At 73.1% G+C, this 15,686-nt stretch carries 11 protein-coding genes; 7 read left to right on the top strand and 4 right to left on the bottom strand.

From position 1 onward, the window contains the following. The first annotated feature begins 364 nt into the window (after positions 1–364). The 3 genes from BZY54_RS25855 (at position 365) to BZY54_RS25845 (ending at position 4,679) form a co-directional block, all read left to right on the top strand. Entirely contained in the window at positions 365–2,179 is a 1,815-nt protein-coding gene (locus BZY54_RS25855) for a YfjP family GTPase (protein ID WP_086727755.1), read from the top strand. A 231-nt stretch (positions 2,180–2,410) separates the two neighbouring features. Continuing rightward, a complete protein-coding gene (locus BZY54_RS25850; protein ID WP_086727723.1) occupies positions 2,411–2,983 on the top strand; it encodes a single-stranded DNA-binding protein in 573 nt (190 codons plus the stop codon). Between the two features lie 301 nt (positions 2,984–3,284). After that, a complete protein-coding gene (locus BZY54_RS25845) occupies positions 3,285–4,679 on the top strand; it encodes a thioester domain-containing protein (protein WP_086727722.1) in 1,395 nt (464 codons plus the stop codon). 210 nt (positions 4,680–4,889) lie between these two features. On the opposite strand, the gene BZY54_RS25840 is transcribed toward BZY54_RS25845, so the two are convergent. Then, a complete protein-coding gene (locus BZY54_RS25840) occupies positions 4,890–6,194 on the bottom strand; it encodes an MFS transporter (protein WP_086727721.1) in 1,305 nt (434 codons plus the stop codon). A 568-nt stretch (positions 6,195–6,762) separates the two neighbouring features. Here BZY54_RS25840 and BZY54_RS25835 point away from each other — a divergent pair. The 4 genes from BZY54_RS25835 to BZY54_RS25820 all read left to right on the top strand — a co-directional run bounded on the left by BZY54_RS25835 (position 6,763) and on the right by BZY54_RS25820 (position 10,065). Beyond that, positions 6,763–7,023: a hypothetical protein gene (locus tag BZY54_RS25835; protein ID WP_208640763.1), complete on the top strand. Its 261-nt coding sequence runs from the start codon at positions 6,763–6,765 to the stop codon at positions 7,021–7,023. 208 nt (positions 7,024–7,231) lie between these two features. Continuing rightward, the gene (gene ettA / locus BZY54_RS25830; RefSeq protein WP_086727720.1) at positions 7,232–8,896 is read left to right on the top strand and encodes an energy-dependent translational throttle protein EttA; all 1,665 of its coding nucleotides are present in this window, start codon (positions 7,232–7,234) and stop codon (positions 8,894–8,896) included. 6 nt (positions 8,897–8,902) lie between these two features. Continuing rightward, the gene (locus tag BZY54_RS25825; RefSeq protein ID WP_086727719.1) at positions 8,903–9,340 is read left to right on the top strand and encodes an acyl-CoA thioesterase; all 438 of its coding nucleotides are present in this window, start codon (positions 8,903–8,905) and stop codon (positions 9,338–9,340) included. Beyond that, positions 9,337–10,065 (top strand): DUF8010 domain-containing protein, encoded by a 729-nt coding sequence (locus tag BZY54_RS25820; RefSeq protein WP_086727718.1) that lies wholly within the window; start codon positions 9,337–9,339, stop codon positions 10,063–10,065. Before BZY54_RS25825 ends, BZY54_RS25820 begins: the two co-directional genes overlap by 4 nt. A gap of 72 nt (positions 10,066–10,137) precedes the next feature. On the opposite strand, the gene BZY54_RS25815 is transcribed toward BZY54_RS25820, so the two are convergent. The 3 genes from BZY54_RS25815 to BZY54_RS25805 form a co-directional block, all read right to left on the bottom strand. Next, a complete protein-coding gene (locus BZY54_RS25815) occupies positions 10,138–11,097 on the bottom strand; it encodes an ABC transporter ATP-binding protein (protein ID WP_086727717.1) in 960 nt (319 codons plus the stop codon). Between the two features lie 175 nt (positions 11,098–11,272). Further along, complete coding sequence (locus tag BZY54_RS25810; protein ID WP_425276314.1) at positions 11,273–14,035, bottom strand: FtsX-like permease family protein; 2,763 nt, start codon at positions 14,033–14,035, stop codon at positions 11,273–11,275. 1 nt (position 14,036) lies between these two features. After that, on the bottom strand, positions 14,037–15,686 hold a 1,650-nt coding region (locus tag BZY54_RS25805; RefSeq protein WP_143668122.1), incomplete at its 5' end, for an FtsX-like permease family protein.

The following is a 15,686-nucleotide window of genomic DNA, read 5'->3' as shown; positions in this document are numbered from 1 at the left end:
GGGCGCCGGGAGGCGCCGGGCGCTGGAGGAGGCCGGCGTGGCAGACGCGAGTGATCTTGCCGCGGGCCGTTCTTCGCGGGTCGTCTCCGGGCAGGGCACCCGCCTGGAGGACGACGGCATCGCAAGGACCGGCCACACCCGCGCCCTCGTCCGGCCGGACGACCGTCACGCACCCGCGGACCGCCTGAACCGCCCCGTGCGCAGGCAGGACGACGACCGCCCCGCGCGCAGACAGGACGACGACCGGCAACAGCGCCGGCAGGACGACGACCGGCAACAGCGCCGGCCGGACGAGAACCGGCACGCGCGCGTCAGGGACGACGACAACCACGCACGCGTGCACGACGGTGACGGCCACGCGCGCATGACGGACGGCAGCCACGCACGCGGGCATGAGGGTGACCACCACGCACCCGAACACCAGGGTGACCACCACGCGCGCGTGCAGGACGGTGACGCCCGGGGTCGTACCGAGTCCGAGGACGTGTGGGACGACGGACTGATCGCGCGCCGCGTCACCGAGACCGGGACGAGCGCGGCCGACCTCGTACCCGTGGATCCGCGGCCGGCCCGGACCATGCCGGTGCCGCCCCTCGCCTACGACGGACCGCTGCGGTCGCGGCTGGACGCGCTGCGTGAACTGGTCGGCCTGTCCCGCACCCGGCTGGACAGCCGCACCCTCGCCGAGGCGGGCCGTGTCCTCGACGAGGCCGCGGCCCGCCGCAGGCTCTCCGGGCAGCACACCGTCGTGGCCATCGCGGGCGCCACCGGCAGCGGCAAGTCGCAGCTGTTCAACGCCCTGGCCGGGGTGGCCATCTCGGAGACCGGCGTGCGCCGGCCGACCACCGCCGCACCCATCGCGTGCAGTTGGAGCGACGGCGCGGCGAGCCTCATCGACCGGCTCGGCATCCCGGGACGGCTGCGCAGGCGCCCCGTACAGGGCAGCGACGCGGATCCGCAGATGCGCGGACTGGTCCTGGTCGACCTGCCCGACCACGACTCGGCCGCGGTGCAGCACCGTGAGCACGTGGACCGCATCCTCGGGCTGGTCGACGCCGTCATCTGGGTCGTCGACCCGGAGAAGTACGCCGACGCCGTGCTCCATGAGCGCTACCTGCGGCCCATGGCGGGTCACGCGGAGATCATGTTCGTCGTCCTCAACCAGATCGACCGGCTGCCCGGGGAGGCAGCCGACCAGGTACTGGACGACCTGCGCCGGCTGCTCGACGAGGACGGGATCGCGCTCGGGGAGTACGGCGAACCGGGCGCGACCGTGCTCGCCCTGTCAGCGCTCACCGGCGACGGCGTAGGCGAACTGCGCGAGTCCCTGGGCCAGTTCGTGGCCGAGCGCGGGGCTGCTGCCCGGCGCATCTCGGCCGACGTGGACGCGGCGGCGACCGGCCTGCGGCCCGTCTACGCCACGCGGGGGCAGGCAGGTCTGAGCGAGGAGGCGCGCGAGGAGTTCGCGGCCCGGCTGGCGGACGCGGTGGGCGCCGTCGCCGCGGGCGAGGCGGCCGAACGCGCCTGGCTGCGCAACGCGGGCCGCGCATGCGGGACGCCCTGGCTGCGGCTGTGGCGCTGGTGCCAGGACCGGCGCGAACCTCCCACAGGCCGGCTTCCGGTGCGCACACAGCCCGACGAGGAGGCCACCGCGCGGCAACGCGTCGAACAGGCGGTGCGCACGGTGGCCGACCGGGCCTCGGCCGGTCTGCCCGTCCCCTGGGCGCAGGCGGTGCGCGAGGCCGCCGTACGTGGGGCGCAGGGGCTGCCAGAGGCGCTGGACGACCTGGCGGCGCGGGCCGGGCTGCCCCCGGGACGGCCGCCGCGGCCGGGCTGGTGGCCCGCGGCGGTGCTGGCCCAGGCGTCGATGACGATCCTCCAGGTCGTCGGAGGCCTGTGGCTGGTCGGCCAGATCGTGGGCGTCATGGCGCCGAACCTGGGGGTGCCGGTGCTGCTGATGCTCGCCGGCATCGGCGGCGGACCGCTCGTGGAGTGGAGCTGCCGCATCGCGGCGCGTGGCCCGGCCCGGCGGTACGGCCAGGACGCGGAGCGCCGCCTCCGGGAAGCGGCGGCGGGATGCGGCCGGGCCCGCGTGCTCGATCCGTTGGCGGCTGAGCTGCTGCGCTATCGGGAGGTACGCGAGCAGTACGCACGGGTCACGGGGGCAGGGGGACGGTGAGCCGGAAGGGGGTGAGCGCTCGGATGGGCGGTGAATGTCACCCGTCCGGGTGAGGGAGTTTTCCACAGGCCGGTGGTGGTCCACAGGGCTCGGCGGGCTCGTCCCGGCGGATGCAGTCTGATCCCGCGGCGATCGCGACGGACGCGGTCGGCGCCGGCAGACGCAGCCGTACGGGACGGGCCCGTACGTGTGTCCGCCCGGCCGGGTGGCCGGGCGAGGGAGGGAAGCGCGATGAACGAGACGATGATCTGCGCGGTGGGCAATGTGGCGACCCGGCCGATGTACCGGGACCCGGCGTCGGGGGTGTCCGCGAGGTTCCGCCTGGCGGTCACCTCGCGCTACTGGGACCGCGAGAGGAACGCCTGGACGGACGGGCACACCAACTTCTTCACGGTGTGGGCCAACCGCCAGCTCGCCGCGAACGCGATGGCGTCGCTGAACGTCGGCGACCCCGTCGTCGTGCAGGGCCGGCTGAAGGTGCGCACGGAGTCCCGCGACGGCAACACCAGGACCTGGGCGGACATCGATGCCGTCGCGATCGGCCACGACCTGGCGCGGGGCACATCGGCCTTCAGGCGCACCGGCAGGCCCGAGCCGACGACGCCCCCCGCACCCGCCCAACCGGAGCCGGCCTGGGAGACCCCCACCACGGCCACGGACAGGGATACGGATACGGACACGGCCGCGAACACGACGACGCCGACGGAAGCGCTGCCGGATACGCCATCCATGGGGACGGCCGCTGACGCCGGCGCCATGGCGGGGGAGGCCCGACAGCGGCGCGAGCCGGTGGCGGTGACGTGACGTGGGCCGTGGCGGCCGGTCGTGCCCGCCGAACCGCGGCTGATCGGCGAGGGCGTTCGGAAACGCACCGCGCACCGGTTGATTTGTCGATAGGCCCGGTTCACCGGCAGTTGGTGGCGATAACGATTCCGATTCGGATCAGTCATCTGACGATCTGACAGCAAACCGCGGTGCACTGGATCTTTAGGATGCCGGACATGGCTCGGTGAGCCCGGAGATTCTGCTGGTGGGACCGTACCCCCACGTCAACGGGTCCTGCTCGGAGGGGAATTCTGTGTGTGCTTCGTACGCTGCGCCGTCCGTGCGCAGGCGAGGGGCGGCCCGCCTGGCCGTCACGACCCTGGCGTCAGGTCTCGTCGCCGCCGGTGTCCTGACCGCCGCAGGCCCGGCCGCCGCCGACGGGATGCCGCAGAGCCAGGGCGGGGCCACCGCCACCATGGGCGGCCTGAAGACCTTCGGCACCGCCGTCATCCATGACAAGGCCGGGAACCATCAGGTGCCCGCAGGCCTGTTCGAGATGTCCGTGGACGGCGGCGGCACACTCCAGACGTACTGCGTCGACCTGCACAACGCCACGCAGAGGGACGCCAAGTACCACGAGACGCCCTGGAGCGGCACGTCGCTCGGCGCCAACAAGAACGCCGGGAAGATCCGCTGGATCCTGCAGAACTCCTATCCGCAGGTGAACGACCTGACGGCGCTCGCCGCCAAGGCGGGGGTGAAGAACCTCACCGAGCAGGACGCGGCGGCCGGCACCCAGGTGGCCATCTGGCGCTACTCCGACGGCGCGCACGTCGACGCCGTCGACCCCCAGGCCGAGAAGCTCGCGGCCTACCTGCGGCAGAGTGCCCGGGACCTGGCCGAACCGCGGGCCTCGCTGACCCTGGATCCGCCCGCCGTCTCCGGCCGTCCCGGCGAGCGGCTTGGCCCGGTGACGGTGCACACCAACGCGAGCGGCGTCACGGTGACACCCCCGGCGGACGCCGCCACCAGCGGCGTGCGGATCGTCGACCGGCACGGCAAGCCGGTCACGTCCGCCAAGGACGGCAGCCGCCTGTACTTCGACGTCCCCAAGGGCACCGCCGACGACGGCTCCCACACATCGGGTACGGCCGAACTGACCGTCCAGGCCTCCACCACCGTGCCGGTCGGCCGCGCCTTCGCCTCCGACAGCCGCAGCCAGACGCAGATCCTGGCCGGCTCCAGCGAGTCGACGGTCGCCGCGGCCACGACCGCCACCTGGGCCGACGAGGGCGCGGTACCCGCGCTGTCCGCGGCGAAGGACTGCGCCAAGGGCGGCCTGGACATCAGGGTGGCCAACAAGGGCACCGAACCGTTCAGCTTCGACCTGATGGGCGCCGAGCACACCATCGCCGCGCGCGCGACGCGGACGGTCACGATCCCGCTGCAGGAGGACCAGGCCTACGACTTCACGATCAAGGGCCCCAGCGGTCACGGACAGCGCTTCACCGGCGTCCTCGACTGCCGCACCCAGGGCAGCGAGGCCGGGCTGACCACCCAGACCGTCAGCGAGCCCAGCCCGGCCACGGCCGGCGGCATCTCCGGCGGCACCGACCTGGCTCAGACCGGCGGCACCGACAGCACCCCCCTGATCGCCGCCATCGGCCTGAGCCTCCTGGTCCTGGGCGGCACGGCCCTCAGCATCGTCCACAAGAACAAGGCCTCCCGGAACTGAGCCGGAACCCAGGCGAACGAACCTTGCCAACTCGACAGAGAGTGTCCGACACATAACCCACCGCCCCCATGCTCATCGCCACCGCGCGAAAGACCGGCGTCTCGGCTTACGTCAAAGACGGCACCAACCGGTGGCCTGCCGTGCATCGGCTCGACGCGGCGGTCCTGTCCCGTCTGGCGGTGGGAAAGGCACCTGCGGGCAGCGGAGCCGTCAGGCAGACGGGACCGGAGTCTCCGGCGGGGCGGGAAGCCTCCGGCCCAGGCGGGCGAGTGGGGACAGGGCCATCAGTGCCGGCGACAGCAGCATGCCTGCGGCTGTCACCAGGAGGCTGGTGCGCGTCCCCCCCACTTCCGCGAGAAAGCCGCCGAGCAGCGAACCGAGCGGTGTCAGCCCCATGCCGACAAAGTTGATCGTCGCGGCCGCGCGGCCCTGCATCCCGTCCGGAGTGAGGGTCTGCCGGACGGCCATGACCGTGACATTCACCAGCTGGCTGAAGGTCCCGAAGACGAAGTTGACCGTAAGGAGCGCGGGAACCGTCACCACGGAGGAGCCGTGCAGCGCAGGCACGAACAGGAACACGCCGTCGCCGAGTGCTGCGGCGGACACGAGTACAGCGCCATGTCCTAAGCGGCTCGGTAGGCGGGCGGCCAGCAGCGAGCCCAGGAGCGCGCCCGGCCCCGTCGCCGCGAGCGCCAGCCCGACGGCGGTGCCCGACAGGTGCAGGTCCCGTGGCAAGAACAGCAGATAGACGGTCGTCACAGCCGCGAAGAAGAACTGGAAGGCGGCTGATGCGAGGCACACGGTCCGCAGCGAGGTGTCGCCGGCGACAAAGCGGAGGCCCTCGTGGATCCGCCGCCAGACCCGAGGAGGACGTTCCGAGCGCTCCGGGATGGATTCGCGGCGACCGATCCGTCGGATCGACAGGAACGACAGTGCGAAGAACACTGCGCTTAAGGCGGCAGCGATCGGCGCCGACAGCACAGACACCAGCGCACCGCCGAGGGCGGGACCGCCGATCTGCGCAGCGGACCGACTGCCCTCGAGCGCGCTGTTGCCCCGCACCAACTGATCGCGTCTCACCAGCCGTACCAAAGACGCCTGGTATGCCACGTCGAAGAACACGGACAGAGCCCCGACGGCGAAGGCAACCACAAGCAGCGCCGGCAGGCCGAGCCCACCGAGGAGGCCGACCACGGCGGCGGCGCCCAGGGCCAGGGCTCGGCCGGCGTCCGTCAGCACCATTAGCGTGCGGGTCCGCCACCTGTCCACCCACGCGCCGGCGAAGAGCGACAGCAGCAGGATCGGCGCCTGCCCCACCGCGCGTAGGGCGCCCAACTGGCCGGCACCGGCGTCGAGCGTCAGGACGGCGCAGAGCGGAAGAACCACCAGACTCGCATCTTCGCCCAGTTGGGAGGCCGTCTGACCCACCCAGAGCCTGCGGAAGTCGCCGTCCCGCCACAGGCTTGACGGAACAGGTCGACCGGAATCGGATACAGCGGAGGAAGAGGATGGCACAGGGACCCCTCGGATGACCGAAGACGAGACCCGCCAACCGGCGCACGTCAGGTGCGCCGACCATTTCAGGCAGCGGGAAAGGAAGGCTCGCTGTGCCGCGCATCGAGGGCAGCACGCGATGACAGGCCGCGTACGGCCTCAGATGTCAACGCGTGCTCGGACGACCGACCATGTCTTCACTCCTCGTGAGTCACTCGCTGCGCGAACACTAGCTCCCGCTCGGCAGGGCACGAAAGGCGATCAAAGGGCCGGGCAGACGGCGGGAGGCCGCCTGCTCGCGCCGGGTCACGAGGGTGGAGCGGCTCGACTGCTCGCTCGGGCCGTGGAGGCCGCTTCACAGCACCGCTGCCGCACCCCAAGCCCACCAGATCGAGCGGGAAACAGCGGGGCATCACGGTGAAGGGGCCAAGCCCCAAGAGACCGCAACCCCAGCCGTTCGACCAGGCCGGCACCCGAACCAGCCGCAAACGATCGCAGCTCCCCAAGATGAGGGCCGCGGTCGCATCGTCACGGCCAGCCGTTAGCGCCATGTGCGCGATTGGCTGCCGACGCGTCCCCTACCCGCCGCATGCTCCTGAGTCACGGGCCGGAGCCGGAGGACGGCCGCTTCTCGTTGGATGACGAGTGCAGGACAGAGGAGTACGAGAATCTGAACCAGATCTTCGAGGCGCTGGGCGCGTCCACGAAGCCGGTGTGCCTCTTCTCCACCGCCGACCCGGAGAGCGGCATTCACGTGATCCACTGGGAAGACGCGCGCCTCGGGCCGGACCGTACCTTCACCCGGCTCCACAGCGAGCGGCTGCGGGTGGCGGCCCAGCCGCTTGAGTGAGCCGTGCCGATGCCGGGCCCTCCCTGGGCCGTCCGAGGCCCCCGAGGCCGGCCGACGGCGACCGACAGTGGCGGACGAGCCGTAGCTCCCACCAGTGAAAGCCCAGGTCAGAGGGCTCCGGCCCCACTGGTTTCCGCTACGGGGTGGCGGTCAGGCAAGATGGAGTGTATCTGCCCACTGCCAGATTCAAGCTGCCGGACGGTTTCTCTTGGCTGAGTTCATTTACACCATGCGCAAGACGCGCAAGGCGCACGGCGACAAGGTGATCCTTGATGATGTCACCCTGAACTTCCTGCCGGGGGCGAAGATCGGCGTCGTCGGCCCGAACGGGGCCGGTAAGTCGACCGTGCTGAAGATCATGGCGGGGCTGGAGCAGCCGTCCAACGGTGACGCGTTTCTTTCGCCCGGCTACAGCGTCGGCATCCTGCTGCAGGAGCCCCCGCTGAACGACGAGAAGACGGTCCTGGAGAACGTCCAGGAGGGCGTCGCCGAGATCAAGGGCAAGCTCGACCGGTTCAACGAGATCGCCGAGCAGATGGCGACCGACTACTCGGACGCGCTGCTGGAGGAGATGGGCAAGCTCCAGGAGGAGCTCGACCACGCCAACGCCTGGGACCTCGACGCCCAGCTCGAGCAGGCCATGGACGCGCTCGGGTGCCCCCCGGGCGACTGGCCCGTCACCACCCTCTCCGGTGGTGAGAAGCGCCGTGTCGCGCTGTGCAAGCTGCTGCTGGAGCAGCCCGACCTGCTGCTGCTCGACGAGCCCACCAACCACCTCGACGCCGAGTCGGTGAACTGGCTGGAGCAGCACCTGGCCAAGTACGAGGGCACCGTCGTGGCCATCACCCACGACCGGTACTTCCTCGACAACGTCGCCGAGTGGATCCTCGAGCTCGACCGCGGCCGCGCCTACCCGTACGAGGGCAACTACTCCACGTACCTGGAGACCAAGGCCACCCGTCTCAAGGTCGAGGGCCAGAAGGACGCCAAGCGGCAGAAGCGCCTCAAGGAGGAGCTGGAGTGGGTGCGCTCCAACGCCAAGGGGCGCCAGGCCAAGTCCAAGGCCCGTCTCGCGCGGTACGAGGAGATGGCCGCGGAGGCCGACAAGATGCGGAAGCTGGACTTCGAGGAGATCCAGATTCCGCCGGGCCCGCGGCTCGGCAACATCGTCGTCGAGGTCGACAAGCTCAACAAGGCATTCGGTGAGAAGGTCCTTGTCGACGGCCTCAGCTTCACGCTGCCGCGCAACGGCATCGTGGGCGTCATCGGCCCGAACGGCGCCGGCAAGACCACGCTGTTCAAGATGATCCAGGGCCTGGAGACGCCGGACGCCGGCAACATCAAGGTCGGCGAGACCGTCAAGATCTCCTACGTCGACCAGACCCGCGCCAACCTCGACCCGAAGAAGACGCTGTGGGAGGTCGTGTCCGACGGGCTCGACTACATCAACGTCGGCCAGGTCGAGATGCCGAGCCGGGCGTACGTGTCCGCGTTCGGTTTCAAGGGCCCTGACCAGCAGAAGCCGACCGGCGTCCTCTCCGGTGGTGAGCGCAACCGCCTCAACCTGGCGCTCACCCTCAAGCAGGGCGGCAACCTGCTGCTCCTCGACGAGCCCACCAACGACCTCGACGTCGAGACCCTCTCCAGCCTGGAGAACGCCCTGCTCGACTTCCCGGGCTGCGCCGTGGTCGTCTCCCACGACCGCTGGTTCCTCGACCGTGTGGCCACCCACATCCTCGCCTACGAGGGCGACTCCAAGTGGTTCTGGTTCGAGGGCAACTTCGAGTCGTACGAGAAGAACAAGATCGAGCGGCTGGGTCCGGACGCCGCGCGTCCGCACCGCGCCACCTACAAGAAGCTGACCCGGGGCTGATCGATCTTGCGCCACATCTACCGCTGCCCGCTGCGCTGGGCGGACATGGACGCGTACGGCCACGTCAACAACGTGGTGTTCCTCCGCTACCTGGAGGAGGCCCGTATCGACTTCCTGTTCCGCCCGGACAAGGATTTCCAGCAGGGGTCCGTGGTGGCGCGCCACGAGATCGACTACAAGCGGCAGCTCGTCCACCGGCACGAGCCGGTGGACGTCGAGCTGTGGGTGACGGAGATCAAGGCCGCCTCCTTCACCCTCGGCTACGAGGTCAAGGACGGCGACCACATCTACGTCCGGGCGTCCACGGTGATCGTGCCGTTCGACTTCGAGGCCCAGCGGCCGCGCCGGATCACCGAGGAGGAGCGGCAGTTCCTCCGCGAGTACATGGACGAGGCCGAGCCCGAGACCGCGCTCAAGGCCGAGGAGGAGGCCGTCGCCGCATGACGGTGCTCCACCTCGCAGACGAGACGGAGGCGGCGGACCTCGCCGCCTTCCTCTCCCGGCTGCTCCACTACGACCGCGCCGCGGCCGTGCGCCTGCAGGCGGCCGGCACGGCGCTCGCGGTGTTCGGACGGCCGGCGTCCTTCGAGGTGCTGGCGGTGCGCGCGGTACGTCTGTCCAAGCCCTACGAGAACGGGCTGGACGTCACCCTCGACGTGACCGTCTCCGCCGGTGAACTCCTGGAATCGGTCGACGAGGCGGCGGCCACGGCCGCCGTGCCTGCCGCGGTGACCGGGCCGCCGTGGGCGGGCGTGCTGCCGCCGCGCGGCGGCTGGCGACCGGAGCCGGGGCTGCCCCCGGCGGGCTCCCTGCGCGCCCTGGTGACCGCCGCCGTCGCCGAATTCCGCTCCCGCACCCAGGAGTTGGTGCCCGAGCTGCGCACCCGCGGCGAACTCGACCGGATCGGGCGGGAGATCTGGTCCCGGACGGTCGGCCAGACCCGGCTGCCGGTGCGGGCCGTACACGCGGCGCAGTCACTGGGCTTTCTGCGTCCGGCGCCGGCCGAGGGCGATTGCGCGGCCGAGGGTCAGGGCGAGGGTGGTGCCGGAACCGAGGGCGGCCTCGCGATCTTCTCCTCGGGTGCCTGGCTGCGGCTGCGCACCCCGTACGGTTCGATCGCCGTACGGCAGGCGACGGGGCTCGGGACGCTGGGCGTCAGCGTCCGCTGAGGAGCCCCCCGGTCGGCGTACCTCCCGGGTGCCGAGCCTCTCCGATCGGCTGCGCCGGATGAAGTCCCCGGGTCAGCCGCCCGCGCTGTCGTCCGGCCAGACCGCGATGTGGTCCTGTTCGAGTTCCAGCGCCACCCGGTCGCGCATGCCGAGGGCCTCGGTGTACTCGGCGGGGAGCTGGAGGCGGCCGGCCCGGTCCAGCATCGCGTACTCGCGGCTCACCAGCCGCTCGTCGCCGGTCGCCGCGTCCACCTCGCTGCGGCGCAGCACCTCCGTGGAGGTACGGCCGTCGCGGATGGCCACGGTGCGGCGGACCTCCCCGGCCACGGCCTGGTCGTGCGTGACGATCACGATGGTGGTGCCCAGCTGCTCGTTGGCGGTGCGGAAGGCGGCGAAGATCTGTTCGCCGGTGTGGGAGTCGAGTTCGCCGGTGGGCTCGTCGGCGAGCAGCACCGCCGGCTTGTTGGCCAGGGCCACCGCGATCGCGACGCGCTGCTGCTGACCGCCGGACATCTGGTGGGGGCGCCGGTCGCGGCAGTCGCCGACGTCCAGCATCTGCAGCAGCTCCAGTGCGCGTTCCGCCTTGGCGCGGCGGCCGTGTCCCCGGGCGCCGGACAGCTGCATGGGCAGGGCGACGTTCTGCGCGGCGGTCAGGTAGGGCAGGAGGTTGCGGGAGGTCTGCTGCCAGACGAAGCCGACGACCTCGCGCCGGTAGCGCAGGCGGTCCTTGGCCGTCATGGCGAGCAGGTCGTGGCCCCCGACCCGGGCCGCGCCGGCCGTGGGAGTGTCCAGGCCGGCGAGGATGTTCATGAGAGTCGACTTGCCGCTGCCGGAGGCGCCGACGAGGGCCATGAGCTCACCCTCGCGGACCAGGAGGTCAAGGCCCTGGAGGGCCTGCACCTCCACACCGTCGGCGGAGAAGATCCGGACCAGTCGGTCGCAGCTGATCAGGGCGTCGTGACCGTAGGCCGGCCGGGTGCGGTCCGCGGTGGCGCGCCGGGCCAGATCGGCGAGGGTCGGATTCGTCGTCATCGGGAAGCTCCTGCACGAGGGCTACGGCGGCTACGGCGGTCATGGCGGCTGTGGTGGTCACGGCAGGTGGGGCGGTTGCGGCGGCCACGGCGGCCGTGACTGCCGCGGAGGCCGCGGCGGTCACCGGGGCTGTGGCGGGTGCGGCCGGCACAGCGGCTGCGGGGCTTCAGCGGGTTCATCTCGACTCCCCCGCCCGCAGCTCCCGCACCGAGCCCCGCCGTCCCGTCCACCAGGCCTGTCCGACGGCGACCGCGACCGCCAGCAGCAGCACCGCCGCCGCGGGGAGAACGAGTGACAGCGGATCGGTGCGCAGCACGTTCTCGCCGACGGAGCCCGCGGTCGACGGCAGGGCGATGCTGGTCAGGTCGATGCCGGGGGAGAGCAGACGGATGGTGGCCCAGCCCGTCAGCGCGCCGCCGGCCGCGGCGAGCACGGCCTGCGGAAGGGACTCCAGCACGAGCAGACGCCGGCCCTGGGCGCGGGTGAGGCCCATCGTGCGCAGGCGGGCGAGGAGCGCCGCTCGCTCGGGCGCGGCCCGCAGCAGCGCGAGGAGCAGCGCCAGCACGGCGTAACCGGCTCCCGCGGCCACCGCCGCCGTGTAGATGTGCTCGGCGCCGGACTGCAGGGGCGAGTCGACGTAGCGGGCCCGCTCGCCGGACCGCAGCTGCACCGTCGCCGCCTTGCCGGCCGCCCGGCGCAGGGCGCCCCCGTCCAGCCGGTCGCCGGTCACCAGCAGCGCACTGGTGCGGGCCGCCTCGCGGCTCAGCCCGGCCCGGTCCACGATCAGGAAATCGGTGCCGACCACGGCCGGGGTCCGGTCCCGGACCAGGGCGATCCGGAGGGTGACGGTGGTGCCGTCGTCCAGCCGGACCGGGAAGGGCTGTGTGCCGTACGTCCTGGCGACCGAGGGGGAGGCCAGCGCCGGCAGCGGGGCCCGCCCGCCGTCGGCCGGTCGTCGCAGCCGCTCCTGCGGGAAGGCTCCGAGCCCGGTACGGCGGGCCAGGGCCGCGTAGTCGGTGGGGACGACGCCCGCGAGGGGCAGCTGGGTCAGGTTCGTGCCCGCCTTGGCCTGGTAGTTGGCGCTCACCTCGGTGAGGCCGCGGACCCCCGGTGCCCGGCGGACCGTGTCGGCCAGCCCGGCCGGCAGCGCGCCGATCGCCTCGATGCGGGCGTCCGCGCCCACGGTGAGGAGGGCCGCCTGGTCGCGGGCATCGGCCACTCCGGACAGCACGGAGCCGCCGAACGCGGCCGTGGTGAGCGCGGTCAGCAGCGCCAGCAGGGGCAGCACCGCCGAGACGGACGTACGGCCCGCGCGGGCGAGGGACAGATGGCCCACCGCACCGCGCAGCCGGCCCGCGGGGCGCGTGAGCCAGCGCAGCGGCAACGGGTACAGGCGGACGAGCACCAGGGCCGCGATCACGCCGACCAGCACCGGGGCCAGCGACACCAGTTGGTCCCCGGACGTGCCGGCATCACCGGACGCCCCCGACGATCCGGCCCCGTTCGTGACGCCTCTGCGCCGCAGCGCTTCCACCGCGCCGGCCGCGATCAGCAGCAGTGTGAGTTCGGCGACCGTACGGCGCCGGGAGGGACGTACCGACGCCGTGTCCTCGCGCGGGCCGTGCACGCGGACCGCGCGGTGCGTGATCGCCGCCCGCAGGGGCAGCGTCGCGCAGGCCACGGCCGTGACCGTGCCGGCCGCGAGGAGCGCGGGCAGGCGGCGGGCGCCGGGGAAGGCGAGCAGGGCCACGGCGAGTCCGACCGCCCCGGCGGGCACGGCGACCACCGCAGTCTCCGCCAGCAGCCGCCCGGCCAGGCCGCGCAGGGAGGCGCCACGGGCCCGCAGCAGGGCGAGTTCGGTGCGGCGGCGGTCGGCGGCGAGACCGCCGGCCATCAGCAGGACGACGCCGGCGACCGTCGCGCTGCCGAAGGCCGCCACCGCGACCAGCGGGCCGATGCCCGAACTCAGCCGGTCGTAGGCGGTGAGCACGTCGTCGAGGTCGGTGGCGGCCGCCGCGGCCGGGTCGGTGACCGCGCGCACCTGTCCGAGACCCGGCCCGGACTCCAGCGAGGCGACCGCCGACTTCAGCCGGGCGAGGTCGCGGGCGTGCAGGGCGCCGGTGTCCGGGGCGACCTGCCAGTAGCGGACCGGTTGCCCGTCCGTGGCCAGCAGGGCGGGCGCCGCCTCGGGCGGCAGGAGCAGGGCGCCGAGCCAGTAGTACATGGGGTCGCCGTTGCCGGGCACGCGCGCCAGGGCTGGGGTGCGCAGCAGGGGCTCGGTCGCCCAGTAGGCGCCGCCGGGCTCGCGCGGGTCGAGGATGCCGGTGACGCGGACGGCGAGCGGGGGCCGGGACACGGCGGGTACGTGGACGACCGAACCGACCTTGACGTGCAGGTTCCTGGCCGTCTCCGCGGTCACGGCGGCCTCCACCTCGGTGGTCTGCGCCGTCACGCGGCCGCTCGTCCGCGGCATCCGGCCGGTGCGCACCGAGGAGTGCGCGCCGAGTCCGTTCTGCGCGACGAGACGCACCTGCGCGGGGATGCCGTTGGGCCGGGGTATCCACCGGTCGGGGACGGTGAGGTCGTTGCTGGTCTGCACCCCGTACGACGACTGGTCGCGGTCGGCGACGAGCGGACGCTCGACGGTGCCGAGGACGTCGGCGTACTGGCGTTCCAGGGCCGGCGGGAGCAGCGCGTGTTCCCGCTGCCGGGGCGGGAACTGGAGGCCGGGCTGCGGTGCGACCACGGTCAGGGTCGTGCGTTTCGGGGTCGCCTGCTCGGTGGCCCGGGTCAGGCCGGCGTCCTCGTACCGGTCGAGCGCGCGTGGGAACGCGGCGGCCAGGCACGCGGTGAGCGCGACCAGCAGGGCGAGGGCTGCGGCGGCGCCCGGCGCGGTACGCAGCCGTACGCGGACCCAGGCGGGAGCGATCGTGTTCAGCTCACTCACCTCCGCGGTCTCGAAGGGACACCGCCGGGTCGGCCCGGCGCAGGGTCAGCGCCGCCGTGACGACGAGCGGTGCGGCGGCGACGGCCGCCAGCAGCAGGGCCACCTGGGCGACCGGCAGTTCGACCAGCACTTCCGGCACCGGCTTCGTGGCCTGCCCGGTCAGCACGATCAGCGGGATCACGGCCCGGGTCAGCACGGCGCCCAGGGCCACACCGACCAGCAGCGCCAGGGCCACCAGCACGCTCTGCTCGGCGGCGAGCATGCGGGCCAGCTGACGGCGCGGGGCGCCCAGGGCCCGCAGCACGGCGAACTCGGCGTCCCGTTCCCGCAGCGCCCCGGCCGCGCTCACCGCGAAGCCGACCGCGGCCAGCGCCGCCGCGATCACGGCGGCCGCGGTGAACGCCGCGGCGGGCCCGGCGCCGAACGGGTCGTCGCGCAACTGGCCGGCGATCTCGTCGCGCACGACGACCTGCTCGGGATCGACGTCGGGCAGGGCCCGCAGCTCCGCGGCGACGTCCGCCGCCTGGTGGGCGTCGGCGCGCAGCCACCACTCGGTGGCCGGCGCGCTCTCGCCGTAGCGGGACTGGAGCAGCCGGTTCACCGACCGCAGGTCCATCAGCAGGCCTCCGCCGTCGTGGGCCGCGTCCAGGGACGCGCCCCGGTCGGTACCGCTGCCCGTGGTGGGCAGCGCCCGTAGCGAACCGACGATCCGGACCGGGAGGTTCCGGCCGGCGAACGTCACGTCCACGCGCTGCCCCGGATGCGCACCCGCGGCGGTGAGGAAGCGGTCGGTCGCCAGCGCCGTGATCTCCGGCTGCGCGGGCTGTGCGACCTGGAGCCGCACGGAGACGGCGCCCAGCAGCCAGGGCTCCTCGTGCGGTACGTAGCCGGTGCCGTAGGTGACGGTCAGCGGCCGGGTCGCCGTCACCTTCGGCGAGGTCGGGGCGGTGCTGCCGTCGGGGGAGGCGTTCAGGTCGGTGCCGTCCAGGGCCGTGGTCCAGGCGGTCGGCAGCGGCAGCCGACGGACGGTCCCGTCGCTGCCGGTGGCCTCGGCCTGCGAGACGGTGAGGCGGTGCTGTTCGGCCCTGTCGATCGGCTGGGCGACCCCCAGGTCGAGACCGGTCAGCGTCAGCGGGCCCGCGGTGGTGGGCAGGTCCAGGTCCAGCGGGCGGGCGCGGCCGTCCGTCGCGAGCGCGCCGAGCGGCATCCGGTACGGGACGCCGTGCCGGTCCTCCAGGGTGGCCGCCAGGTCCACCGAACCACGCGCGCCTCCCGAACGCCCCGGCGCGGAGCTGTGCAGGGCGGCCGTCAGCCGCAGCCGAGCGGTGCCGGCGGGCAGCTTCAGCCCAGCCGTCGCGCTCTTGGGAGCCAGCCCCGCCAGCAGCCGAGGCACCGGCCCGGACGCCAGGTCACGGCGCATCAGGAACGATCCGGTGGCGCTCGTGGTGTCCAGCGCGAGCACGGTCGCGGTGCGGTCGCCGGACAGCGGGAGCGTGGTGCGGACGGCGGGCGCGGCGGCCCGGACGTGCGGGAGGGCCGCGTACTGCTCGGTCCGGCCCAGCCCGCCCTCGCCGGCGGCCAGCACCCGCACCGGCGCACCGGCCAGGAAGTCGGCCTGGTCGTCCTGGGACCGGTCCCAGGA

Origin of the sequence: Streptomyces carpinensis (genome assembly GCF_002154505.1) — a bacterium.
GTDB classification, from domain to species: Bacteria; Actinomycetota; Actinomycetes; order Streptomycetales; family Streptomycetaceae; genus Streptomyces; species Streptomyces carpinensis.
Note: the sequence above shows the minus strand (reverse complement) of the source record. Positions and strands in the feature narration are given on the sequence as shown.